The organism is Sphingomonas sp. H160509, assembly GCF_024124765.2.
Classification (GTDB): domain Bacteria; phylum Pseudomonadota; class Alphaproteobacteria; order Sphingomonadales; family Sphingomonadaceae; genus Sphingomonas.
This window is the reverse complement of the sequence record NZ_JAMXSR020000002.1, coordinates 1,646,040-1,671,379: the sequence shown is the minus strand read 5'-3', so window position 1 is coordinate 1,671,379 and position 25,340 is coordinate 1,646,040. Positions and strand designations below refer to the sequence as shown.

General features: G+C 66.1%; 15 protein-coding genes, 4 pseudogenes and 1 riboswitch. Of the genes and pseudogenes, 8 read left to right on the top strand and 11 right to left on the bottom strand.

The features are described 5' to 3' along the window. Nucleotides 1-34: 34 nt before the first annotated feature. Both NHF48_RS09790 and NHF48_RS09785 read right to left on the bottom strand, forming a co-directional pair. On the bottom strand, nt 35-2,038 hold the full coding sequence (locus NHF48_RS09790; RefSeq protein ID WP_263816830.1) for a GDSL-type esterase/lipase family protein: 2,004 nt from the start codon (nt 2,036-2,038) through the stop codon (nt 35-37). Nucleotides 2,039-2,213: 175 nt separating this feature from the next. Continuing rightward, nucleotides 2,214-4,337, bottom strand: coding sequence for an alpha-glucuronidase family glycosyl hydrolase (locus NHF48_RS09785; protein WP_446741141.1), 2,124 nt, complete (start codon nt 4,335-4,337; stop codon nt 2,214-2,216). Nucleotides 4,338-4,491: 154 nt separating this feature from the next. Here NHF48_RS09785 and NHF48_RS09780 point away from each other — a divergent pair, with 154 nt between their 5' ends. The 5 genes and pseudogenes from NHF48_RS09780 to NHF48_RS25920 all read left to right on the top strand — a co-directional run bounded on the left by NHF48_RS09780 (nt 4,492) and on the right by NHF48_RS25920 (nt 11,893). Continuing rightward, the gene (locus tag NHF48_RS09780; protein WP_253072388.1) at nt 4,492-6,861 is read left to right on the top strand and encodes a glycoside hydrolase family 3 N-terminal domain-containing protein; all 2,370 of its coding nucleotides are present in this window, start codon (nt 4,492-4,494) and stop codon (nt 6,859-6,861) included. Between the two features lie 10 nt (nt 6,862-6,871). Further along, a pseudogene (gene manD / locus NHF48_RS09775) lies at nt 6,872-8,082 on the top strand (D-mannonate dehydratase ManD). Then, nucleotides 8,079-9,360: pseudogene (locus NHF48_RS09770) on the top strand (MFS transporter). Before manD ends, NHF48_RS09770 begins: the two co-directional pseudogenes overlap by 4 nt. Beyond that, complete coding sequence (uxaC, locus tag NHF48_RS09765; RefSeq protein WP_253070998.1) at nt 9,357-10,769, top strand: glucuronate isomerase; 1,413 nt, start codon at nt 9,357-9,359, stop codon at nt 10,767-10,769. The pseudogene NHF48_RS09770 and the gene uxaC overlap by 4 nt, the downstream one beginning before the upstream one ends. Continuing rightward, complete coding sequence (locus tag NHF48_RS25920; RefSeq protein ID WP_446741140.1) at nt 10,766-11,893, top strand: SMP-30/gluconolactonase/LRE family protein; 1,128 nt, start codon at nt 10,766-10,768, stop codon at nt 11,891-11,893. The genes uxaC and NHF48_RS25920 overlap by 4 nt, the downstream gene beginning before the upstream one ends. Before the next feature lie 24 nt (nt 11,894-11,917). Here the strand turns inward: NHF48_RS25920 and NHF48_RS09750 are convergent. The 5 genes and pseudogenes from NHF48_RS09750 to NHF48_RS24940 all read right to left on the bottom strand — a co-directional run. Continuing rightward, nucleotides 11,918-14,914: pseudogene (locus NHF48_RS09750) on the bottom strand (TonB-dependent receptor plug domain-containing protein). Between the two features lie 203 nt (nt 14,915-15,117). Continuing rightward, complete coding sequence (locus tag NHF48_RS09745) at nt 15,118-15,849, bottom strand: FadR/GntR family transcriptional regulator (protein ID WP_253070997.1); 732 nt, start codon at nt 15,847-15,849, stop codon at nt 15,118-15,120. Then, the gene (locus tag NHF48_RS24950) at nt 15,839-16,621 is read right to left on the bottom strand and encodes a GntT/GntP/DsdX family permease (protein WP_342454738.1); all 783 of its coding nucleotides are present in this window, start codon (nt 16,619-16,621) and stop codon (nt 15,839-15,841) included. The genes NHF48_RS09745 and NHF48_RS24950 overlap by 11 nt, the downstream gene beginning before the upstream one ends. After that, on the bottom strand, nt 16,515-17,036 hold the full coding sequence (locus NHF48_RS24945) for a GntT/GntP/DsdX family permease (RefSeq protein ID WP_342454618.1): 522 nt from the start codon (nt 17,034-17,036) through the stop codon (nt 16,515-16,517). The genes NHF48_RS24950 and NHF48_RS24945 overlap by 107 nt, the downstream gene beginning before the upstream one ends. Nucleotides 17,037-17,079: 43 nt before the next feature. Further along, nucleotides 17,080-17,124: pseudogene (locus NHF48_RS24940) on the bottom strand (hypothetical protein); the annotation flags it as partial. A 344-nt stretch (nt 17,125-17,468) separates the two neighbouring features. Here NHF48_RS24940 and NHF48_RS09735 point away from each other — a divergent pair. Beyond that, nucleotides 17,469-17,726, top strand: a complete 258-nt coding sequence (locus NHF48_RS09735; RefSeq protein WP_253070996.1) for a helix-turn-helix domain-containing protein — start codon at nt 17,469-17,471, stop codon at nt 17,724-17,726. A 122-nt stretch (nt 17,727-17,848) separates the two neighbouring features. Beyond that, nucleotides 17,849-20,863 carry a glycosyl hydrolase family 28-related protein gene (locus tag NHF48_RS09730; RefSeq protein WP_253070995.1) on the top strand — a complete coding sequence of 1,005 codons (3,015 nt, stop codon included), beginning with the start codon at nt 17,849-17,851 and terminating at the stop codon, nt 20,861-20,863. A 17-nt stretch (nt 20,864-20,880) separates the two neighbouring features. On the opposite strand, the gene NHF48_RS09725 is transcribed toward NHF48_RS09730, so the two are convergent. The 4 genes from NHF48_RS09725 to NHF48_RS09710 all read right to left on the bottom strand — a co-directional run bounded on the left by NHF48_RS09725 (nt 20,881) and on the right by NHF48_RS09710 (nt 24,402). After that, entirely contained in the window at nt 20,881-22,086 is a 1,206-nt protein-coding gene (locus NHF48_RS09725) for an MFS transporter (RefSeq protein ID WP_253070994.1), read from the bottom strand. An 836-nt stretch (nt 22,087-22,922) separates the two neighbouring features. Continuing rightward, complete coding sequence (locus NHF48_RS09720) at nt 22,923-23,612, bottom strand: deoxyribodipyrimidine photo-lyase (protein ID WP_253070993.1); 690 nt, start codon at nt 23,610-23,612, stop codon at nt 22,923-22,925. A gap of 111 nt (nt 23,613-23,723) precedes the next feature. Further along, nucleotides 23,724-23,855, bottom strand: coding sequence for a hypothetical protein (locus tag NHF48_RS09715; RefSeq protein ID WP_263816829.1), 132 nt, complete (start codon nt 23,853-23,855; stop codon nt 23,724-23,726). A gap of 145 nt (nt 23,856-24,000) precedes the next feature. Next, nucleotides 24,001-24,402 (bottom strand): GNAT family N-acetyltransferase, encoded by a 402-nt coding sequence (locus NHF48_RS09710; RefSeq protein ID WP_136190955.1) that lies wholly within the window; start codon nt 24,400-24,402, stop codon nt 24,001-24,003. 185 nt (nt 24,403-24,587) lie between these two features. Here NHF48_RS09710 and NHF48_RS09705 point away from each other — a divergent pair, with 185 nt between their 5' ends. After that, nucleotides 24,588-24,923 (top strand): hypothetical protein, encoded by a 336-nt coding sequence (locus NHF48_RS09705; RefSeq protein WP_253070992.1) that lies wholly within the window; start codon nt 24,588-24,590, stop codon nt 24,921-24,923. Nucleotides 24,924-25,222: 299 nt separating this feature from the next. Beyond that, nucleotides 25,223-25,332, top strand: a riboswitch (TPP riboswitch). The last annotated feature ends 8 nt before the right edge of the window (nt 25,333-25,340 follow it).

Genomic DNA, 25,340 nt, shown 5'->3' with positions numbered 1-25,340 from the left:
TCCCGACCCGCGGGAGAGAGGGGGCGGCAATCAGCTACAAAGCCCCGCCAGCGGACCGGCCAGCGCGGGCAGGGCAGGCGGGCCGGCAAGCGACGGCGTCGGTCCCGGCAGCGAAAGTTCGACCGCCGGCGCATAATAGGGATCGGCTTCGGCGTCGGGCAGCGTCACGAAACGGAACCCCATCTCGCGGTACAGCGCGAGCAGCTTCGGCAACATTCGCGCATCGAACGCCCCGACATGCATCAGCAGGACATAGGGAATATCCCGTCCCACCTGAGCCTTGGCCCGCGCCCGTGCCGCCAAGGCCGCAGCCCGCGCATCGCCGAGAAAGCTCGCCTCCAGCCTGGCGATCGCCCCCCGCATCCCGCTTGATCGAACAGGCGGCATAGACCGGGTTCCAGCTGAAATCGTTGAAGCTCATCGTCACCGCCGCAACCCGATAGCCCCGAGCCCTGAGGTCGGCACGAGCCGCGTCGCGAACCGCCGGTGTGCTACCCTCAGAAAGGAACGGATACCGAAACCAATGCCAGTCGGTTCCCTTGGCTGCAGCAGCAAGCGGCGCTTCGTTCCGCACCACATCGGCGGAAAACGCAGCCGCGCCCACCTTGTCGAGATTGGCATGCGAATAAGTGTGGTTGCCAAGCGGCAGTCCGGCAGCACGCCAAGCCGCGATCGCCCCAGCAGCATCGTCCGGCGCATCCAGCCCGAAACCCGCGTTCAAAAACCCGAACGCCGGCGCCTTGGCAGCAGCCAGCGCCCCGGTAATCGCCCGGATCACATCGACCCGAGTCTGCCCCGGCACTAGCGGACCATGGGCAGGAATATCGTCGAAGGTGATCGCGATGGCAGGCCCCTTGGCCACGCCGCGCTCGGAAGGACCGACCGGCACCGGAGCCGTAGCGCCAATCACCGATCGCGACCGGGCCGACGCACGCGAGTCGCCGAACAGGCTTAGCGGTACGGCTTCGCCCATCGTCTTATAGCCAGCTTCGGACGGGTGCAGGTGGTCACCCGAGTCATACGCAGGAGACAGCCGATCGGGATGCGCCGGGTCGCGCATCAACCGGTCGAAATCGATGACGGCGTCGAACACCCCGGACGTGCGAATGAAGCTGTTGACGGCCTGCCGATCCGCCTCGTTCTCCGCGATGGGATGATAATAAGTGTTGCCGCCGAACGGCATCACCGTCCCGCCGATTACCTTGATCCCGTGAGCATGCGCCCGCGCGACGACCTGCGCGAAGCCCGCCGTGATTTGCGCGACGATCGCGGCATGTTGCGCAGGCGTGGCGGGTGCTTCGCGCGTTAGCACGCCAAGGTCGTTGATGCCCTCCAGTACGATTGCCCAGCGCACGCCGCTGCGTGCGATAACGTCGCGATCGAAACGCGCGAGGAGATTTGGGCCAAGTCCGTCGAGCAGAACGCGATTGCCGCCGATCCCCGCATTGACGACGCCGATCGCGCGTTTTGCCGTAGTTCCGCGAAGCCTCTGCGCGAGCACGTCGGTCCAGCGAGTGTTGCGTTCGGGCTTCACGCCGTAACCGTCGGTGATCGAGTCGCCGATCGCCACGATCGTACCCGCCGTCGGGGTGGCAGCGACCTCCACATCCGCGAGTGCATACCAATGCGTCGTCGGCGTCGCGCCCGCCAACGTCCCGTCCGCCACCGCGTTGCCGGCCAGCGTGAAACTCGTCGCGCGCGAGCCGGGGTGGCCGGTCTGCGGGCTAGCAGCGTCTGGCAAATAAAGGCTGATGGCAAGATCGGCACCGGCCGCGATATGCAACGCGACGGGGTCGCTATACATTTCCGCGCCGGGCGGGATTACCGCGTCGCTTCGGCCGGAGAAGGTCAGCCGCGCGCCGCCTTCAATCCGCGGCGTACCGGGGGGCGGCCGACCGGGCGACGTGCGCACCGCCGATCGCCAGTGGGCGCGTGCCGAACGCGTTGGAAAGCCGGATGCGCACGCGTTCACCGCCGGCCGAAACCCGCACCACTTGGCGTAGCGTGATCGCACCGGCCCGATCGGCAGGGAGCGCATTGTCCCCCCTCGGCGATCATCTGCGACGATCCCCAGGTCGCGATCCAATGCGCGTCTCGAGTCGGCGCGGTGTCCCGTGCGCCCGCGCCCGTCACGATCAGAGCGCTCAACACCAGCGCTACCGGCCACCGTCTCATCATCGTGTCTCGTCCTCCTATTTAGTGTCAGCGCGCAGCTATTGCGGGTTGCCGGGCGCGTACGGAAAGCGCTGCGCCTTGTACCATGCCAGGTCGTGCGCTGGCGTCGCGGCCCCTACCGGGAGCGGCAGGCCGTTGACCGACATCCAATAGGCAAGGCTGGCATCGCGCCACCAGCGCGCCTCGCGCTCCTGGACTGCGAGATACGTCGCGGTCTTCGCCCAGCGCTCGGCATCGACCTCGGTCTTCACGCCGTCCCACTGCCGACGCATGCCGGCCACGTAGCCCACGCCCGCATCGTAATCATGGATCATCTCCGCCCACACCGATCGCCCTGAGTTCGTCCGGTACGTCCAAGGCACATGGTGGAACCACAACAGGTCGCGCTCCGGCGTCGTTGCAGGGGCGGCCAGCTTGCGGGCAAGCTCGGGCGCGTATTGCGCAACCGCGTTGCTTCCCGTCTTGGTACGATCGAAGCCGATCCCGCCCTTGTCGGCACGGTGGTAATAGACGGGGTTCCATTCGGGGCGCTTGAGGTCGGCCACCCACGGGCCGGGGCCGTAGTGATGCCCCGTCGCCATGACGTGCGCGAGGCCCAGCGGGGTCATGTAGTCGACTACCGCCTCGCGCGATCCCATCATCATCGCGACCGCGGGATCGACGACGGCGGGGGAGGGTGCGAACGTCATCGCCGCCCATTCGCGCGCGACCGGGGCTGCGCCGAGTGAGGGATCCCACGCCATCCGGCCGAACGCGTACCAGTTCGCCTGGTTGAACGTCGAGCCCGCCCAGTCGCGGTCGCGGCCGATATTTGCCACGCCCGCCATGCCGGTAAGTCTATGACCTTCCACCGAACCGTCGACGACATTCGCCACGGTTTCACCGGGCGTCCGCATCGTCTCGCTGCTAAGCGTTTCGGCGAACAGCGGCCCGAGATAGGCGAGGTGCGTCGCGAAGCCGAGATACTCCTTGGTGATCTGGAACTCGATCATCAGCGGGGTCTTGGGCATCGCGCCGAACAGCGGGTGGAACGGCTCGCGCGGCTGAAAGTCGATCGCACCGTTCTTGACCTGAACGATGACGTTCGGCGCGAACTTGCCGTCGAGCGGCTTGAATTCGGTATACGCCTGCTTCGCGCGGTCATCGGGGTCGGTCTCGGCATAGACGAACGCGCGCCACATCACGATCCCGCCATGCGGTGCAACCGCGGCGGCGAGCATGTTAGCGCCGTCCGCATGGCTGCGGTGATAGTCGCGCGGGCCCGGCTGGCCCTCGCTGTTCGCCTTGACCAGGAAGCCGCCGAAATCGGGAATGCTGCGATAGATTTCGTCGGTCTTCGCTTTCCACCACGCAGCGACTTGCGGATCGAGCGGGTCGGCGGTCTTCATCCCGCCGAGTTCGATCGGGGCCGAGAACCGTGCCGACAGATATACCTTTATCCCGTACGGCCGGAATACGTCGGCAAGCGCAGCAGCCTTGGCGATATACGGCGCGGTCAGACTCTCCGCTTTCGCGTTGACGTTGTTCAGGACGGTCCCGTTGATCCCGATCGAGGCGTTGGCGCGCGCGTAGTCGGTGTAGCGCGGGTCGCGGAAATCGGGGAGCGTCCACCAGTCCCACAGCGACGCGCCGGCATAACCACGCTCGACCACGCCATCCAGATTGTCCCAGTGATTGAGCACGCGCAGCTTCACGCGCGGGGTCGAGGTCAGGTCAATTCGGTCGACGCTGCCGCCGGTCTGGAGATGACGCAGCAACGCGAAGCTGCCATAGAGTACGCCGCGATCGGTGTTGGCGGTGACGAGCAGCACGCGGCGGGACCCGAGCGTGACTGGTCCAACGCGGTACCCCTCATCGCCGAGCGCTGCCAGCGGAAGGCGGAGTGCTGCGACGTCGGGATCGTTGGTGGTGGCCAGCAGTATCGGCAGCGTGCTCGTCCCGAACAAACCTACGCCGCGGCGTAATTCCGCCGCGGCCACCTTCAGCGTAGGTGTATCGCCGCGTGCCTCGATCGTAGGTGCGCCGCGCGCGCCTGTCGTCGCCGAAGCCGGATATCGCAGCCAGAGATCATAGCCGTCTTCAGCTTGCGCCGGTCCGGTCAAACCAATTACCGCTCCGAACAGAAGCACGAACTTACCGATCCACCGGCCGAATATCATCATAATCCTCTCCCGCCGTTCCGCACCACATTGACAGGATCGCGGATGATCAGCCATGTTATCGCTATCACGACGACGGCTTCGACAGCAATGCCGCGTTTCACATTAGGAGATAATCTTGGCCGGTACGAAGACAGCAGGGAACGCGCCGACCATGATGCCGACCCGGCGTGACCTTTTCGGCCTGCTCGGTTCGGTCTCCATCACAGGGCTTATCCCCGGCGTTGCGTACGCTGCGACCCCGTCACCCACCTACCGCGATCCCCGCGCGCCGGTCGATCTTCGGGTCCGCGACCTGATGGCGCGGATGACGCTGGAGGAGAAAGTTGGCCAGACCATTTCCTTGTGGGCGACCAAGGCTGACGTTATGGTGTCGGGCGGGCTCAATTTCGATCCGGCGCGCGCGACCGCGGCGTATCCGGCGGGGTTCGGGCAGGTCACGCGGCCGTCCGACAAGCGCGGCGGGCCGTCGGTCGCAGTGACGGCCGGCGGCACCGGGGCCGCGTGGCGCGGGACGGCTTCGACGATCGCGTTCGTCAACGCGGTTCAGCGCTGGGCACGGGGCACGCGGCTCGGCATCCCGGTGATCTTCCACGAGGAATCGTTGCACGGCTATATGGCGCCCAACGCAACGATGTTCCCGCAGGCGATCGGCATGGCTGGCGCGTTCGACCGCGATCTGATGCGACGCGCGCAAGTGATCATCGGTCGCGAGGTGCGCGCGCATGGCAGTCACCTCTCGCTGTCGCCGGTCGTCGATATCGCGCGCGACCCGCGCTGGGGACGGATCGAGGAGACGTTCGGCGAGGACCCCTATCTGTGCGGCGAGATGGGGGTTGCCGCAGTCGAGGGGCTGCAGGGCGATAGCACGACGCTGGCGCCGGGCAAGGTCTTCGCGACGTTGAAGCACATGACCGGCCACGGCCAGCCCCAGGCCGGCAACAATATCGGCCCCGCACCGATCGGCGAGCGCGAACTGCGCGAGAGCTTCTTCCCGCCGTTCCGCGCGGTCGTGACGCGGACCGGGATCGGCGCGGTGATGCCATCGTATAACGAGATCGATGGCGTACCGAGCCATGCGAACCACTGGCTGCTCGGCGACGTGCTGCGCGGCGAATGGGGATTTTCGGGCGCGATCGTCAGCGATTACGGCGCGATCGAGGAGCTCGACACGATCCACCACGTCGCGCGTGACCTGAACGGGGCGGCGAAACTCGCGCTGGCGGCCGGCGTCGACAGCGCGCTGCCCGACGGTCTGGCCTACCGCACGCTCCCCGCCCAGGTGCGCGCGGGGACGGTGCCAATCGCGCAGGTCGACGCCGCCTGCGCACGGATGTTGGCATTGAAGTTCCGCGCCGGCCTGTTCGAGGAGCCGCCGGTCGATCCCCGCGCCGCCGCTCGTCTGACCGGTAACGCGGAAGCGCGCGGCGTTGCGCTGGAGGCCGCGCGCAAATCGATGTGCCTGCTGACCAACGACGGCACGCTGCCGCTCGCGCCCAAGGGCAGGATCGCGGTGATCGGGCCGAATGCGGCGATCGCGCGGCTCGGCGGCTATTCCGCGCCGCCGCGCCAGACGGTGTCGCTGCTCGACGGCGTGCGTGCATTAATCGGCGGCGCGGCGACGATCGTCCATGCGCAGGGCGTGTTCATCACGCAGAGCGAGGACCGGTCTCAGGACGCGGTGCTGCTCGCCGATCCCGCCAAGAACCGCGCGCTGATCGCCGAGGCGGTCGAGGTCGCGCGCGGGGCGGACACGATCATCCTCGCGATCGGCGATACCGAGCAGACCAGCCGCGAGGGGTTCTCGGCCAATCATCTCGGCGACCGCACCATGCTGGACCTGCTCGGCGAGCAGAACGCGCTGTTCGACGCGCTGCATGCGCTGGGCAAGCCGATCGTGATCGCGGCGATCAACGGGCGTCCGCCGAGCTGGCCGGGCGTGATGGCGAAAGCGAACGCGGTGCTCGAATGCTGGTATCCGGGGCAGGAGGGCGGCACCGCAATGGCCGAGGCGCTGTTCGGGCGGATCAATCCGGGTGCCAAGCTGCCCGTGACGGTGGTGCGCGAAGTCGGCCAGGTGCCGTTCTATTACAACCGCAAGCCATCGACGCAGCGCGGCTACCTGTTCGCGGATACGGCACCGTTGTTCCCCTTCGGCCACGGGCTTAGCTACACGCGCTTCGACGTCAGCGCACCGCGGCTGTCGGCGGCGAAGATCGGCATCGCCGGCAGTGTCGTCGTCGAGGTCGACGTCGCCAATATCGGCCAGCGTGCCGGCGACGAGGTCGTGCAGGTGTATGTGCGCGATCAGGTTTCGTCGGTGGCGCGGCCGGTGATGGAGTTGAAGGGGTTCGAACGCGTGACGCTCGCGCCCGGCGAGCGGCGGACGTTGCGCTTCACGCTCGGCCCCGACGCGTTCGCGCTGTGGGACGTCGACATGCGCGAGGTCGTCGAGCCCGGGCTGTTCACGATCATGGCCGGACCGAGTTCGGCACAGCTCAAATCCGCCATCCTCGAAATCGCCTGAAGGACCCGCGATGCCCAAGATCGTTTCCGCCCGCGTCATCGTCACCTGTCCGGGCCGCAACTTCGTCACGCTGAAGATCGAATGCGACGATGGTACCACCGGGCTCGGTGATGCCACGCTCAACGGCCGCGAGTTGAGCGTCGCCAGCTACCTGACCGATCACGTCGTGCCGTGCCTGATCGGTCGCGACGCGCACCGGATCGAGGACGTCTGGCAGTATCTCTACAAGGGCGCGTATTGGCGGCGCGGCCCGGTGACGATGGCGGCGATCGCTGCGGTCGACACCGCGCTCTGGGACATCAAGGGCAAGCTTGCGGGCATGCCGGTGTACCAGTTGCTCGGCGGCGCGGCGCGCGATGCGTGCATGGTCTACGCGCACGCCAACGGCACCACGATCGAGGACACGATCGCGGTCGCAAAGGCCGAGCAGGCGAAGGGCTACAAGGCGATCCGGCTGCAATGCGGCGTGCCGGGGCTCGCCTCGACCTACGGTGTCGCCAAGCATGGCGCACGCTACGAGCCCGCCGATGCCGACCTGCCGAGCGAGAGCGTGTGGTCGACCGAGAAATACCTCCGCGTCGTCCCCGAATTGTTCAAGGTGGCGCGCGAGGCAATGGGCTGGGACGTGCATTTGCTCCACGATATCCACCACCGGCTGACGCCGATCGAGGCGGGGCGGCTGGGCAAGGCGCTCGAGCCGTATAATCTGTTCTGGATCGAGGATCCGACGCCGGCCGAGAACCAGGAGGCGTTCAAGCTGATCCGCCACCACACGACGACGCCGATCGCGGTGGGCGAGGTGTTCAATTCGATCTGGGACGCGAAGGACCTGATCCAGAACCAGCTGATCGACTATATCCGCGCGACCGTCGTGCATGCCGGCGGGATCACGCATCTGCGCCGGATCGCTTCGCTTGCGGATTTGTATCAGGTGCGGACCGGGTGCCACGGCGCGACCGACCTGTCGCCGGTCGCGATGGCGGCGGCGCTGCATTTCGGGCTGTCGGTGCCCAATTTTGGCGTGCAGGAGCATATGCCGCACACCGACGAGACCGATGCGGTCTTCCCGCACGCGTACAGCTTCGACGACGGCATGATGCATCCGGGGAGGCGCCGGGGCTTGGTGTCGACATCGACGAGGAGCTTGCCGCGACCTACGACTATAAGCGCGCGTATCTCCCGGTCGCGCGTCTCGAGGATGGCACGCTGTGCAACTGGTGACCGCCGCCACCACGATCGAGAAGCCGCGCGGCAAAGTGCGGTGGATCGTCTGTGCATTGCTCTTCGCTGCCGTCGCGCTGAGCTATATCGACCGGCTCGTGCTGCCGGTGCTGAAACCCGAACTCCAGGCGCGCTATAACTGGAGCGAGCAGGGGCTATGCCGATCTCGCGATCGCATTCCAGGCGGCGTACGGCATTGCCTATGTGCTGTTCGGGCGGTTCGTCGACCGGGTAGGCGCGAAGATCGGCTATGCGGTCGCGGTGACGCTGTGGACGATCGGGCATGTCGCGCACGCGCTGTTCACGAGCGCGGGCATGATGATCTTCGCGCGCATCCCGCTTGCGATTGGCGAGGCTGGTGCGTTTCCCGCCGCGCTGGCGGCTGCGAACGAATGGTTTCCGCAACGCGAGCGTGCGCTGGCGATCGGCATTTTCAACGCCGGCTCGAACGTCGGCGCGATCCTCACGCCGTTGATCGTGCCCATGATCGCGGTGACGTTCGGCTGGCGGATGGCGTTCATCGCGACCGGCGCGCTGACCGTGATCTGGTTGGTCGCCTGGCTCGCCTTCTATCGATCGCCGCGCAAGCACCCGCGCGTGACACCTGAGGAGCTGGCGTGGATTGAGGCCGACCCGGTGCCCGCCGCCAAGCCGGTCCGCTGGCGCACGCTGCTGCGGTTGCGACAGACCTGGGCCTATATGCTCGGTCGGTTCCTAATCGATCCGGTGTGGTGGACCTTCCTGTTCTGGCTGCCCGACTTCTTCAACCGGCAATACGGCGTGAAGATGCTCGATTTTGGCCCGCCGCTGGTCGCTGTGTACGTGCTGGCGGATGTCGGATCGGTCGCGGGCGGCTGGTTCTCGTCGCGGCTGCTGGCATGCGGCCAGACGCCGAACCGCGCGCGAAAGACGGCGTTGTTCGCCTGCGCATTGTTCGCTCTGCCGATCATCTTCGCCGCGCAGGCTCCCGGGCTATGGTGGGCAGTCGCTGCGATTGGATTAGCGTGCGCGTGTCACCAGGGCTTCTCCGCCAACGTGTACGCAATCCCCGGCGACCTGTTTCCGCGCGGCATGGGCGGATCGGTGATCGGTCTCGGCGGGCTCGCGGGCGCATTCGGCGGCATGCTGATGGCCAAGTTCGCGGGCACGATCCTCGCCGGCGTCGGCAGCTATGGCCCGATCTTCGTGGTCGCCGGATGCGCCTATTTCGTCGCGTTGCTGGTTATCCACCTGCTCGTACCGCATTATACTCCCGTCGATCCGGAACGCCTCGCATGACCCATCCGCTACGTCTCCACCCCGACCGCCTGTTTCCCAGCGAAGGCCGCACCCGCGACATCGCCCGCGCGCTACATGCCGGGGTCAAGGACCTGCCGATCGTCAGCCCGCACGGCCATACCGATCCGGCTTGGTTCGCGGGGAACGAGGCGTTCAGCGATCCCGCCTCGCTGCTGATCGTCCCCGATCATTATGTGTTCCGGATGCTCTACAGCCAGGGCGTGCCGCTCGAAGCGCTCGGTGTGCCGACGGTAGATGGCAGTCCGACCGAGAGCGATCCGCGCGCGATCTGGAAGATCTTCGCGGCGAACTACCATCTGTTCCGCGGCACGCCATCGCGGATGTGGCTCGACTGGGTGTTCGCCGAGGCGTTCGGCATCGACGTCCGCCTCGAACCCGCGACTGCGGACCTGTATTTCGACACGATCGATGCCGCGCTGAAGACGCCCGAGTTCCGCCCGCGCGCGCTGTTCGACCGGTTCGGGATCGAACTGATCGCAACCACCGAAAGCCCGCTCGACCCGCTGGAGCATCACGCCGCGATCCGCGCGAGCGATTGGAACGGCCGCGTCGTCACGGCGTATCGCCCCGATCCGGTCGTCGATCCCGACACGCCGGGCTTTGCCGCCAACGTCCGCCGCTTCGGCGAGACTGCGGGCGAAGACGTCGGCAGCTACGCGGGCTATCTTGCGGCGCACCGCTTCCACCGCGCGCGCTTCCGCGATGCCGGCGCGACCTCGACCGATCACGGTCACCCGTCGGCCGCGACGGCGGACCTGACGCCCGCCGAAGCCGAGGCGCTCTATGCGCGCGTCATGGCGCAGCCGACCGCCGCAGACGCCGAACTCTTCCGCGCGCAGATGCTGACCGAGATGGCGGCGATGTCGGTCGAGGACGGCATGGTGATGCAGCTCCACCCCGCCGTCTCGCGCAGCCACAACGCCTCGGTGCTCGCGCGCTTCGGTCGCGACAAGGGTGGCGACATTCCGCTTCCAGGCGAGTTCGTCCGCGCATTGAAACCGCTGCTCGACCGGTTCGGCAATGACCCCCGCCTGACGCTGATCCTGTTCACGCTGGACGAGGACACCTATTCCCGCGAACTCGCGCCGCTCGCCGGCCATTACCCGTCGCTGCGGCTCGGCCCGCCCTGGTGGTTCCACGACAGTCCGGAGGGGATGCGCCGCTTCCGCGAGCGGGCGACGGAGACTGCCGGCTTCTACAACACGGTCGGCTTCAACGACGACACGCGCGCCTTCCTATCGATCCCCGCGCGGCACGACGTCGCGCGCCGGATGGACTGTGCCTTCCTGGCGAAACTCGTCGCCGAACACCGGCTCGAAGAGGATGAAGCGCACGAGGTTGCCCGAGCGCTCGCCTACGATCTGGTCAAGCAGGCCTATCGACTATGAAACAGATCGGCCTCGAGCGTCGCGCGAAGGGCACGTTCCGGCCGGGACGTCGCGACATCCTGTTCGGAGCGATGGCGATGGTCGCCGCGCCTGCTTTTGGTGCTGGCCCCGCCGCCGAGCCGCGTATCCAGCGGATATCGCCGGCGTTCGACCGGATGGTCGCGCCTGGCACGCGGGTCGAGACGATCGCGACCGGCATTCGCTGGGCGGAGGGGCCGGTATGGGTGGAAGCCGGCCAATATCTGCTGTTCTCCGACCCCCCGGCCAATATCGTTCGTCGCTGGCGCAAGGGTGGACCGGCCATGCCGTTCCTCGATCCGTCGGGAGCAGCGGGCACCGATCCGAAGTTCATCCGCGAGCCGGGTGCGAACGGACTGACGCTCGACCACGCAGGCCGGCTACTGATCGCGAACAGTGGTGGGCGTTCGATCGACCGGGTCGATCTGGTTACGCGGCGACGCGAGGTGGCGATCGACCGGTATCAGGGCAAGCGGTTCAACAGCCCGAACGACATGCACGTCGCGCGCGACGGGACGATCTACTTCACCGATCCGCCTTACGGCTTGACCGAAGGCGATACCTCGCCGCTGAAGGAAATGTCGGTGAACGGCGTCTATCGGCTGCGTCCCGGTGGCGTGGTCGAACTGCTGGAGGGAAGCCTGACGCGACCGAATGGTATCGCGCTGTCCCCCGACGAGACGCGACTCTACGTATCGGTGTCGGACGAAACCGCACCCCCGGATCATGGTCTACGACCTCGATGCCAAGGGCGTGCGCAATGCCCGGGTGCTGCTCGATGCCAAGGTGATGAAGGCGCGGGGCGGGGCTGGATTGCCCGACGGCATGAAGGTCGCGCGGGATGGAACGCTCGTGTGCTCGGTGCCCGGCGGGATGATGTTCATGACGCCCGATGCAGAGCCGCTCGCGCTGGTGACGACCGGCGCGCCGATCGCCAACTGCGCGTTCGGGGAACGGGGGCGGGCGTTGTTCATGACCGCGAACGACCGCGTCCTGCGCCTGCCGCTCCGTGCGGGTTGGCAAAGCGAGGGCTGATCCGTCTTCGTTCGACACGGGTCGTTTGCCCATCGGTCACGTTGGCACGGTCTTGGGACGCTCCCCGATAGCAACCGCTACCGGGGACAGGTCGATCAGAACCGGGCGCGGACGCCCAGGCGGTAGAAGCGGCCGAGCGTGTCGTACAGGGCCGGGTTCACGTCCAGGCCGGTATTGGTCTGCGGCGCGGGCTCTGGGTCGTGATCGAACAGATTGTCGACCTTGAAGAACATGCTGACCTGCTTGGTCAGGTTCACCGAACCGCCGAGGTCGAAATAGAAGGCACCCTTCATCGTGTTATAGTCGATGGTCGGGTGGTTGGCGGTCGAGACCGGGCAAGCGCTGGTGCACACGACATATTGATTGCCGAACACGCCGTCCGAGAACCAGCGCTCCTGCAGGTTGAGGCTGAAGACGTCGTTGTCGTAGCTCTGCGTCGCCAACCACTTCCAATCCGGCGTCGCGCCGTTGTTGGCCCCGGCCTGGTCGACCACGTCAACACCGGCGATCCCGGCGTCGACGAGGAACTCCTTCACATGCGTACCCAGCACGCGGAGCGTGAAGTTGCCGGGGATGCCGAGTGGCTTCTTCCACTGATAGCTCGCCTCGATGTCGAACCCGCTGGTCTTCCACGATGCCAGATTGAACGGCTGGACGTTGATGAAATTGCCGCCCTGGGTCGGGCTGTTCAGCACGAAGCCGCCGCAGAACGCTTGATTGCCCTCGAAGCAGAAGCGGACGATCTGATCGGGCGACAGTGTCGAGACGACGCCGTCTAGCTTGATCTTGTAATAGTCGAACGACAGACCGAGACCCGGTGCCCATGACGGGTGTGACAGGACGATACCGACCTCGGTATTGCGCGCGATTTCCGGCTTCAGATCTGGGTTACCGACGGTGTTCTGGAACGCCTGCACGCCGCTACCGGAAAACGGATTGGTAAAGTTCGGCAGCGTGGTGACGGTCGGTGCGGCGAACAGTTCGGACAGGTTCGGCGCACGGACGTCGCGTGACGTGACGGCGCGCAACCGGATGCCGTCGAGCGGCGTATCCCAGGTGCCGCCGGCCTTCCACGCCCAGACCGTGCCCGACGTGCTGTAATGCGTCACGCGGCCCGCGCCGTTGAGGTTTGCGCGGCCGATCTTTTCGCTGTTGAACAACGGCAGGTTGAGTTCGAGGAATCCCTCATACACCTCGTACTTGCCGCGGCCGTTCTTGTAGTTGCCGGCTGCCCAGTTGCTGCCCAGCGCGGAATTCAGCAGCGGATCGGCGGGATAGGCTGTGCTGTTCGGACTGAGTGCGGTGACGCCCGCACCATAGGGGTCGCCGTGAACGCGGTAGAATTCACGACGATACTCGCCACCGAAGGCAACCGACAACGGCCCGGCCCACAGGTTGAGCGGCTCGCCGGAGAAGTTGAGGCTGGCGACGTCCTGCGTCAGCTTGGTGCGCTGGAGTGGGCCATTGGCAGGCGTTACATAGGCGAGCGCCGATGCCGACGGCACCGCACCGCCGAAGATGTTGATCGGCTGGCATCCGGCGGCACGCGCGACCGGATCGGCGCAGACGATCGCGCCGTTTAGCGTGATCGCGTTGGTCGCGGCGACGTAGCGCGGCTGCAACACGGTATTGTCGACGTCGATCGCCGCCAGGGTGATGCCGTGTTCGTAATACGTGTCGTAGTTCCAGGGCGTACCGCCGATCTCGAACTTGCCCTTCAGGCCGCCGACGAAGCGGTACTGGCGCCGGTCCGTCTGGACCAAAGGATCGGGGAAGTTGCCGTTGCTGGTACCGAAGTTGAACTGAGTGATCCCTGGAGTACCGGTAGCGGGATTGATCGCCGTCGCACACCGATCCCGCACCAACTGCGGCAGGAAGGGGGTTGGCGCACTGCACGGTCAGGTTCGGGCGGTTATACCCCCGGGCTAGGCTGGTTGCTGGTCTTCACCTGCGCAAGGTTGACCGTCACATAGGCCTCGTTGTTCTCGGCGAAGTCGAAGCCGATCCGCCCGAAGCCGTTGAGCCGTTCCAGCGAGGATTGGAGCGATGCGCCCGAGCCCGGCGCGCCCGATAGGTCGCCGCCGACGCAGAAGCTGTTGGCGGGGAAGCAGTTGGTGACGCCGCCGGTGCCGGTCGGACGACCGTTCGATCCATAACTGAAATTATACGGCGCGCCGCTCTGATCGAACGCAATGCCCTGCAACGGGCCGTTGTTGATCAGGCCGTAGCGCGCATATTGATAAGGCTGTGCATAGTCGCGGTAGTTGAACTGCGGCAGGCCATTGTTGGTTTGTCCGGTGTTGACGAGCGTAGTGGCGCGGTACCAGTCGCGACCCTTGGCGAGGTCTGTGCCGAAATCGCCCGGGCCGACGCCGTCCTCGTCGTCATATTCGCCGCTGACGATCAGGTGCAGCTTATCGCCGAACAGCGACGTGCCGAATGCCGCCTGGACCAGGCCCCTGCTTGTCGTCGCCATAGTTGGTGATGCCGCCCTGGACGTTCGCCTTGAAGCCCTTGAAGCGCGTATCGGTGATGAAGTTGACCACGCCGCCGACTGCGTCCGAGCCGTAGGAGGCCGATGCGCCACCGGTGACGACGTCGACGCGCTTGACCAGCAACTGCGGGAACATGCTGATGTCGGGCACGCCGGAGACGTTGGCGCCGACGACGCGCTGGCCATCGAGCAGGGTCAGCGTACGGATCGGGCCAAGGCCGCGCAACGAGAACGAGCTCAGTCCTTGCGTACCGCTCGACGTGCTGAACGTGCCGGTGGAGGCACCGGTCGAGCCTTGCAGCGACGGCAACTGCGCGACCGCGTTGAAGATGTTGGGCTGCGCGTTCTTGAGTATCTGGTCCTCGCCGATCACGGTCGTCGGTGTTGGCGCGTTATAGCCACTCGAGACGATGCGAGACCCCGTGACGACGATGTCCTTGTCCGGCGCGGCCTGCTCTTCTGCGGCGGTCTGCGGCGTCAGCGTCTGGGGCGGCGCTGCCGGATCGGCCGATTGAGTCGAAGCGGGCAGGTCGGACGGCGGGGCAACGGTCTGGGCTGCGGCAGGGGCGCAGAGCAACGCGGTGGCCAGCACGATCATGCTGGTTGCGTTAACATTGAAAGATCCGACTGAGCGTCGACCGCGCGTAACCTTGTTCATCCGTCTATCCCCTTGTCGCACGTGGCGCGTGCCGTGGTCCGGCCTGGCGACGTGTCATTCTTGTCGTTCTCTACGATATACTGGGCGCGGTATCATCTACGACCATGGTCGCAGGTGCGGCGCGTGAGCCGAAGCCTGACGCGTCAGGGCATCAGGCGCTTGCGGCCTTGCGAGAGATGCCAGCGCATCGCCAGCGCCGCGCCGTCCGCATCCTGCGCACGGATGGCTTCGACGATCGCGTCGTGCTCGTCCATCATGGCCTTGATCACTTCCGGCGCGCGCGACCGCGAGATGTCGACACCGGCCCGGAGAATACGCATCACCGCGTCCTGGAGATGATCGAAGACCGGCAGGAACGCAGCGTTGGCAGTCGCCTCGGCGATCGCGCGGTGCAGCACCCAGTCCTCGTCATGCGCGGGCGCGTTCGACAGCAACGCGGTGCGCAATGCCTCCAACGCGTGTTCGATCGCGTCCATCTGGTGATGCGACCGGCGCTGTGCCGCGAGCCGCGCCGCCTCCGCCTCCAGTACGAAGCGCACTTCGTAGGTGCCGAGCGTCGCCGCGATGTCGGCCATCGGCATGTGCGACCCGAGCCGCTCGGACGGGCGCCGCTTGACGTAGGATCCCGCGCCGCGCCGCGCCTGCGTGATGCCGTCGGACGCGAGCCTCGCCAGCGCCTCGCGGACGATCGTGCGCGACATGCCGAACATCGTGGCGAGTTTGTCCTCGGCGGGAAGCCGATCGCCGACCGCGAGCCGGTCGTCGAGGATGATCTGGACGATCGCGGTATAGGCGCGGTCCGCCAGCCTTATGCCGTTCGCGGCGGGCTTGTCCGGAACGATCGGCGGCGGGGTGCTCGGAGTTTCAGACGACATGGCTGAGCGCCAGAACGAACGCGAGGCCGACTATCGAGATCGACGTTTCCAGCATCGACCAGGTGCGGAACGTGTCCGCGGTGCTGGTGCCGACATAGCTTTTGACGAGCCAGAAGCCGGGATCGTTGACGTGACTGAAGAACACCGACCCCGCGCCGATCGCGAGCACGACGAGTTCGGGCGACACGCCCGAGCTTGCGACGACGCCTGGCATGATGCCTACCGCCGTGATCGTCGCTACGGTGGCCGAGCCAGCCGCAAGGCGTATGCCGACCGCGACCAGCCAGCCGAGCAGCAGTGGCGAGATCGAATACATCAGTACGGTTCGCGCGAGCAGATCGGACAGGCCAGCGGTCACCAGCACCTGCTTCAACGCGCCGCCCGCGCCGATCGCGAGCAGGATCGCGCCCGCGGCCCCCATCGTCTCGTGCCACACCGCGTTCTGAATCGCAGCCTCACGCAGGCGGCGGCCGAATAGCAGCGGGAGCGCGATGAGGTTTGTCAGCAGCAGCGCGACGACAGGGTTGCTCGCGGCGACGAGCCATGCGGTTCCTTTCATACCCGGGATCATTTGGCCCAGCTCGCCGGTCGCGATCATCAGCACCGGCAGGAGCACGATCAACAGCGACCACAGCCGCGGCGGCGGGGCGATGCCGAGCCCCGGATCATGCAACACCGGCGCTTCCAGCCGCACGCCGCGCGTCGTAAACTTCGCGAGCAGCGGCCCCGAGATGATCGCCGTCGGAATGGCGATCGCGATGCCGTAGAGCATCGTCTTGCCGAGGTTGGCGCCCAACGCCTCGACCGCGAGCAGGGGGGCCGGGATGCGGAGGCACGAGTGCATGAACCACGCCGAGCCCCGCCAGCGCCGGCATGATCAGCCTCAGCTTGGCGGCATCGCGTTCTGCGCCGTCCTTGCCGGTCATTTCCTCGGCGGCCGCGACGACGATCGGCAGCAGCAGGACGAGGCCGGTCTCGAAGAACAGCGGAAGCCCGACGATGATCGCGATGCCCAGCGTCGCCCATGGTGCCGCTTGCTTGCCGGTCAGCTGCAACGCGCCCTTTGCAAGCGACGCCGCCGCACCCGACAGATGCAGCATCGCGCCGAGCGACAGGCCGAGTGCGACGACCAGCCCCGTGCCGCCGATGATGTCGCCTACCCCCCTTCTGCACCGCCTTGGCGACATCGGGGAGGGGGAGTCCGGCGAGCAGGCCGACGGTGAACGCGCCGCACAACAGGCCGATAAAGGGGTGGAGTCGACCGCGAACGATCATCAGGACGGCAAGGAATATCCCCGCGAGCGCGGCGATCACGAGTCGCATGTCGGGGCTGATCATCAATGTACAGGCCGCAGTCGCGCGCGCTCGTCCAGTGCTCGTGACATCACGCCCCTCCCGTTGGTCGGCGGCGCCTTCGCCTGCCGAGATGATTGCATATCTGTACGACAGGTCTTTTCGATCTGACAACAAAAAAGGCTTGATTGCGTCCGATAGCGCGGCCCATAGTCAAAACCTGTCCAACCGAATCCGCGTAACGGATCACTGGATCAACAGCGACAGCCACCGCGTCTCGGCCCTAGGTCGCTGCGATTTCGGCCGGCGCACAGGGAGGGATGACCATGGAACGGCCTGGATACCATACGCACCAACCTTCGGTCGCGACCGCTGCTGCCTCTTGCGCCGCGTCGCCGCGGCTGACCCCAACGCAGATCAGGGTCCTTCGCGGCGTCCATTCGGGCCTGCTTAACAAGCAGATCGCGTTCGATCTCGGCATCGCCGAGGCTACCGTGAAGGTCCACATGACCGCCCTGATGCGCAAGCTGAACGTCCGCAACCGGACGCAGGCTGCGATCGTCGCGCAGACGCTGGCGATCTGACACTTAGCTTCGGCCTCCTTCTGGTGGGGGAGGATCGGAGGGCTCCGAATACGACCTTCGTCGCAGATGAAGCGGGCCTCCACGAACGGTAGGACTGCTGTCCTGATAACGGGAGACGGACGATGGTTGCGAAATGGCTGCTCTGCGGAACGGCGCTTCTTGTCGCCAGCCCGGCCGTTGCGAAGACTTCGGCGCCAACCCGGTCGGTCTCGGTCTATCTCAGCCAACCCAACGATCCGCAGGCGGTAACCGTGAAAGGCGTCGGCGACGGCCGCGCGGACGATAGCGCGGCGATCCAGCAGGCGATCGACGCGGCGGCGGCTGGCGGTCATGGCGGCGTCGTGTTCCTGCCATCGGGACGCTACCGGATCACCCGCACGATCTTCATCCGGTCCGCCGTCCGCGTGTTCGGCGTCGGCACGACTCGTCCGGAAATCGTCCTCGCAGACAACAGCGCGGGTTTCGGGTCCGGCGTGGCGGCGATGGTCAGCTTCACCGGCGAGGACCAGTACCGCGTCGGCAAGGCACCCGTACCACCGCGTACCAGCGTCCCGTTCGATCCGGCGATCTTCGATGCGACCTCGAGCACTTTCTATTCCACGCTGTCCAACGTCGATTTCCGGATCGGCGATGGCAATGCCGGCGCGGTCGCGGTGCGCTTCCGCGTCGCGCAGCACGGCTATCTGCGACACATCGACTTCCATATCGGCTCGGGTCTTGCCGGCGTCTATCAGGCGGGCAACGAGTTCGAGAATCTGCGCTTCTTCGGCGGTCGCTACGGCATCATGTCGGAGAAGACCTCGCCAGCTTGGCAGTTCACGCTGCTTGATTCGGAGTTCCAGGGGCAGCGCGACGCGGCGATCCGCGAGCACGAGGTCGACCTGACCCTCGTCAACGTCGCGATCCGCGATACGCCGATCGGGATCGAGATCGACCGCGGCTATTCGGATTCCTTCTGGGGCAAGGACGTCCGGTTCGAGAACGTATCGCAGGCGGGCATCGTCGTTTCCGCCGAGAACAGCGTCTTCACGCAGATCGGCTTCGACAATGCGGTCGCGAGCAACACACCGACCTTTGCGCGCTTCCGCGATAGCGGTAAGACCGTCGCAGCCGCGGGGCCGACCTACCGGGTCGCCGACTTTTCCTACGGTCTGAAGCTCGCGGGCCTCGGCACGATCGGCGAATATGCGACCGACGTTTCGATCGTGCGGCTGTCTCGATTGCCCGCTCGACGCGCGCCGGCGATCCGGGCCATGCCGGCGGTGCGCGAATGGGCGAACGTGCGTGATTTGGGCGTCAAAGGTGACGATACCACCGACGATACCGCAGCCTTGCAGCGCGCGATCAACACGCACCGCGTGCTGTATCTCCCGGTCGGTCGCTACCGCGTCACCGACACGCTGAAGCTACGGCCTGACAGCGTGCTGATCTCGCTGCACCCGAGCCTCACGCATCTCTATCTCCCCGACGAGACGCCCGCGTACATGGGCGTCGGCGGTCCGAAGGCGCTGTTGGAGAGTGCGAAGGGTGGCAACGCGATCGTCTCCGGCCTCGGGCTCTGGACCGGCGGCGTGAACCCGCGCGCGACGGCGTTGCTCTGGAAGGCGGGCGAGGCGTCTATGATCAATGACGTCAAGATCCAGGGCGGCGGCGGCACCGTGCTGACCAAGGGCAGCCCGATCGGGTTCGGCGATCCGCGTGCGCGCTTCGATGGCCAGCATCCGAGCATCTGGGTGACCGATGGCGGCGGCGGTACCTTCGCGGCGATCTGGTCGCCGAACACGTTGGCCTCGGCCGGCTTCCACGTCTCGAACACCAAGACTCCCGGCCACGTCTACGAACTCTCCGCCGAGCATCATTACCGTGCCGAGATCGTCCTCGACAACGTCGAGAACTGGGAATTTCTCGCGCCGCAGACCGAGCAGGAGGTGCGCGACGGTGTCGACGCGATTTCCACCGAGATCCGCAATTCGCGCAACATCCTGTTCGCCAATTATCACAGCTACCGCGTCACGCGGTCGATCAAGCCGATGGACGCGGCGGTAAAGCTCTACGACTCCGGCGATATCCGTTTCCGCAACGTCCACGTGAACGCCGAAAGCGGGTTTGCGAGCTGCGACGCGAAGGGCTGCGGCAAGTATCTGCGCGCGAGCAAGTTCCCGTTCGAGAACGCCATCAAGGACATGACGCGCGGCCAGGAAGTGCGTGAACTCGAATTCGCCAAGCTCGACGTGCCGGCAGCTTCGGCCACGGCAGCCCGAACCCCGATACCCGCAACCCCCGGTGTCGAGAAACTGGCCGACGGTTTCTATTCGATCGCCGGCGGCGCGGTCGATGCGCAGGGCAAGCTGTACTTCATCGATCGCCGCTTCCAGCGGATCCATGGCTGGTCGAAGACCGAAGGCCTGTCGATCGTCGCGGAAGCGCCGCTCGACGCGGTCAACCTCGCGGTCGCCAAGTCCGGCGATCTGCTGGTGCTGTCGTCGGCCGGGCAAGACGGGACCGTCTACAGCATCGATCCGACCAAGCCGGCTGACGTTCGAGTCATCGCACCGACCCCCGCCAAGGCGAGACGCGGTGCGGCGACGGTGCTGCCCGTCAACCTCTGGGCGAACGGCGAGTTCGCCGACCGGATCGATCCTACGACGTACCAATATCCACCGCTCGCCGATTTCTTCACCGGCAAGATGGGCGAGGCGAAGGCGCAGGAATATGTCTCGCCCGACGGTTCGCTGGTGCTGCCGGCGTTCCGCGTGTGGAATCAGGGGCCGGACGATCATCAGGGTTGGCGCTGGTCCGATACGCTCGACTCCTATGGGTTCGTCACGGCGCCCCCCGGCGAGCGGGTGGTGCTGACCAACGGATCGGAGAACCGCACGTATAGCGGTCTGGTCGGCGACAATGGCCGGGTGACGGACCTAAAGGTCGTCGCACCGCGCGGCGGCGAGAGCGCGACGCGCGATGCGGCCGGCAACCTGTACGTCGCCAATGGACAGGTGTTCGTCTACCGGCCGGACGGCACGCTGTTACGCCGTATCGACGTACCGGAACGTCCGCTGCAACTCGTCATCGGTGGCGCCGATCGTCGTACGCTGTTCATTCTGGCGCACCACGCACTCTACTCTATCGGACTGTAAGCGCGCCGGGCGGTCGGTCAGATCGCCCGCTTGCGCCGAACCAGGCTGACCGTCTGGATCAGCGTCGCCAGTGCGGTCAGCACGATGCCGAGCATGACCACGCCGGACCAGCCGGCCGCGGCCCAGGCCTGCGTCGCCGCGGCGGACCCGACCGCGCCGCCCAGGAACATGCCGCCCATGAAGATCGTGTTGAGCCGCGCCCTCGCTTGGGGGCGCAGCGCGTAGACGATGTGCTGGTTGGAGACGAGCGCGCTCTGGACGGCGAAATCGAGCACGATGACACCGACGACCATGCCCGCGATCGACGTCCACACGCCGAACAGGATCCACGATACCAGCGTCAGCGCGGCGCCGAGCGCGATTACCAAATGCGGGCCCTTTCGATCCGCGTACCGACCGGCGATCGGTGCGGCGAAGATGCCGACTGCGCCGACGATGCCGAACAGGCCCGCGACGTCGGCACCCATCGCATAGCGCGGCTCCTGAAGTCTGAGCGCGAGGATGGTCCAGAACGCGGTGAATGCGGCGAAGATCAGCGACTGGGTGACGGTCGCCAGCCGCAAGGCACCGAACTCGCGCCACAGCCCGACGAGCGAGCGGAGGAGGCCGCCATAGGACAGTGCGGCGGCGGGCTGGCTGCGGGGCAGCTTGATCGCCATCCAGAGGCCGACGGCGAGCGCCATCGGCACGCCGAGCCAGAACATCTCGCGCCAACCGGCATGCGTGGCGACGAAGCCGGCGAGAGTTCGGCTCAGCAATATCCCACATAACAGGCCCGACATGACCGTGCCGACGGTTGCCCCGCGTCGGTCCGGCGCGGCGAGGTTGGCGGCTAGCGGAACGATCTGCTGCGCGACCGTGGAGGCGATACCGACCAGCAGCGATGCAGCCACGACGAGCCCAGCGGTGGGCGCGACTGCGGCGGCGACCAGCGAGGCGGCGAGGACCGCGAACTGGATCACGATCAGGCGTTTGCGCTCGATCAAGTCGCCGAGCGGCACGAGGAAGAACAGGCCTGCGGCATACCCCAATTGCGTCGCGGTGGGGATCAGCGTGGACAGCTTGCCCGGCAGATCCTTCTCGATCACGCCGAGCATCGGCTGGTTGTAATAGATGTTGGCGACCGCGACGCCGGCAGCGGCGGCCATCGCGAACGTCACGCTGCTGGTCAGGACATAGCCCGTCGTACGAGGTTCCGGGCGGTCTTGCGCAGTCGATGTCATGGTCAATTCCGGTGTACGGCGCTGCGCCTGACGGGCGCGCCATGCTTGCAGTTGAATGGGTTGGGCTGTCGGTAGCGCGCGGCGACGCGCGCTCGGGTTAGATGGGCAGTGCGCCCGTAAGGTAAAGTGCGGACGGTAGGCTCGACGGCAGCGTAGGTTCGGGCGCGGCACGCGTTGCGGCGGCGTGAAGCCACTCCGGGCCACCGTCGCGGTGTCGGGTCGAGCCGTCCGACCGCGTCGGCACCTTGCCGTAGATCGGCGGCCCGTCGCGACCGGGCGATCCTGCACCGAACGACGCCGCGATGTTGCCGTAGGTCGACGGATCGCGCCCGTCGAGACTGAGCCGGTCGTTCAGGTAGCAGGCGGTCGCCCATGCCGTCTCGGGATCGGGCGTCAGGGCGATGATCCGCTTGGCCCAGTACATCCGCAGATTATTGTGCATCCAGCCATCGACCAGGAACTGGCGCTGGCAGGCGTTCCAGGTCTCGTCGCGGGTGGTTCCGTTGAGCAGGTCGGCGAGCGTTTCCACTTCCGGACGCGGATCGGAAGCGTGAGCGGCCAGCGTTTCGCGGGCCCATTCCGAAACGCGGTCGTAGCGTTCGGGCGAGCGAAGCGCGCGAGCCTGGTAGTGGAACCATTCGCGCCATGTCAGCAGTTCGTCGGCGAATTTGGTCTTGGCGGCGGCGGGCGCATCGGCGGCTTCGACGGTGGCCATGACTTCGCGCGGGCCGATCACGCCGAAATGCAGATAGGGCGAGAGCATGCTCGCACCGACCGGCTTGGTCGCATCGTTGCGGGTCGTCGCATAGGTCGGCAGCACAATGTCCATCAGCCGTTCAAGCTTGCTTAGCGCGCCCTCGCGACCGGCCGGGAAGTCCGGACTGAGCGCAAGCGAATGATCGATCGCCGCGTTCTCGACCAGCCGGTCCAGGTCGGCGTCGCTGCAGGATTCGAGACGATCGGACGTGAAGGGCAGGGGGGCCGTCATACGCGGCGATGTCCGCCTGAAGGTCGTCGGTCGCCAGCCAATCCGCACGCACGGCTTCGTGTCGGCGCCGGAACGCGGTGGTCGAGCCGATGCCGTCGCCGAGCAGCGCGGGGGGTACCAGGCATGCGGCGTTGACCGCGAACATCGCGACTTCGGTGCGGGCGGCGACACGGTCCGACTGCCAGCGCGCGACAAAGGTCGGCTGGTCCTCGACGAACACCGCGGCGCTGTCGGCTGCCAGACGATAGACCAGGCCTTTCTCGCGCGCGTCGTCGCGGTCGACATGCTGGACGCAGGCGAGGCCGCGCTGGCGACAGTCTCGCGCCAGATCGCGGCTTGCGCCGAGAATGAACCGGTGCAGGCGATCGGACGCGTAGGGGAAGTCTTCGCGCAGCCCGTGATAGACGAGGACCGGCAGCCCGAGATCGTTGCCGAGGCGGATCGCTGCGTCGATCACCGGATTGTCGCGGGCACGCAACGCCTGTTGCAGCCAGCAAAGGACGTAGCGCCCCGTTGGTCGGACTTCTGCCGCGTTCATTCGGCGTATGCGAACTGCCTCAGCCCAGGAATCCAGCGATTCTACAGTCGAAGGTTGCGAGAGCGACGTTACCATGATGGCCCAACTCGCGGGGCTGGCGCGACGATCCCTTCAGGGGCGGACGTATGCCAAAGCGTCGAGTGCCTCGGAGATCAACGCGGCGACGACCGTCTGGCCGAGCGCATCCGCCTCCGCCAGCGCATCCTCGAGATGCTCGCGAAGCCGTTGGTCGGGATTGAGCATCCGTTGGGGCATGTCTGAGTTATATCGCCGCAAACGTTTGGTGATACAAGTCGGTCCCTCGACTAGTCGCAAAAATCTCACGACCTGCCCGCTTAATTCCACGAGAACTGATGTCGGTAGTAAACATCAAGGGCAATGCCGCGACTCAGAGGTCTCGGTAGTAGAAGATTTCCGCTTCGTCTGCAGGGCGTAAGCCAACGATCTGCCCGGCTGGTTGCCAATTGGTGCGTGTCAAAAGTCCCACAGCGGCGCTGTTATCGACACCGGTCGAGATGAAGACTCTGCCACTCAAGACAGATTTCAGTTCGGCTATCAACGATTGGGCGATCCCGTGGCGACGATAGTCGGGATCGACGACCAGTTTGTTCACATAGTCCTTGCCGATGCATCCGCCGGTCTGCCACGCGATATAGCCTGCGATGACGCCGTCCACTTCGGCTACCAGCATGCGGCGCTCGACGATCTCCGCGATCCGGTCTCCGGGGAAGGAATCGAACGCCATCAACCGGGACAGGTCATAGGGTTCGGCGGCTCGGATCGCGGTCATGGTCTCTCCCTGCTGCTACCGATCGCTGGGTCCAGGTCGGCGGCTTGAAAGGCAGAACGGACGTTCCGGCTGGAAGTCTCACGAGTTGCTTTAGATTATAGAGATTCCTGGTACGTTCTCGCTTCGGGTAGCGGCCGTGCGCGAACGAGTTGCCTGGACCGTGTTCGCGCGGATAAGCTGGCGGAATGGAAAACACCGCACCGCAGCTCGACCTGTTCACCCGCCTCGAAATCGCGATCGAGGAGCGCAACGAGGCCGCCGAAGCCTTCGACGTCTTCAAGCAGGATGCCGTGATGGCACACGCTCCGGCTGCTGGAGCAGAGCCGGCCGTGACGAGCGAAGACGCCGCCGATGCCGCCGCGGGCGAAGTCGACGACTTCAACGCCGAGGTGAACGCGCTGTTGCAGGGCGCGACGGACGCACAGCTTGCAGGTGCGTACGACCAGTCGGGTGGCGAGGTCGGCAACCCGGTGGCCGAGGCGCTGCTGGGCGAGATCAAGCGCCGCGAGGGTCGCGCCTGACCGTGCGACGCCGCCGTTAGCCGAGACATTTTGTGATACGGTGAGTCTTTATGCCGCGTTGCAACGTAACTGTCACACCGCCGCGGTGTTGGCGTTCCCTTGCCGACCCTGGTGGTGCTCGTCGATCGAGCAGTAGAGGCGGTCGGCCTACCTTGTTTTCACAGCATGTTTTCTGGGTAGGCCGGCCGCTGCGCGCCATTCTTGGGGAGGGGCTTGAGGTTCGCCGGTGCACCGCGTGCGGCACTCCAGCCAGATCAACGCGATAGCCCTTTCCACCACTCGCCCAACCGCCTAAGCGAAACGCATCCCCGGGGGGCCGCTGATGTGCGGCTGAGAGGTGGGCAACAGCCCATGACCCGCTGAACCTGATCCGGCTTATACCGGCGTAGGGAGGGTCTGCGGCTGGCCCGTCGTCCC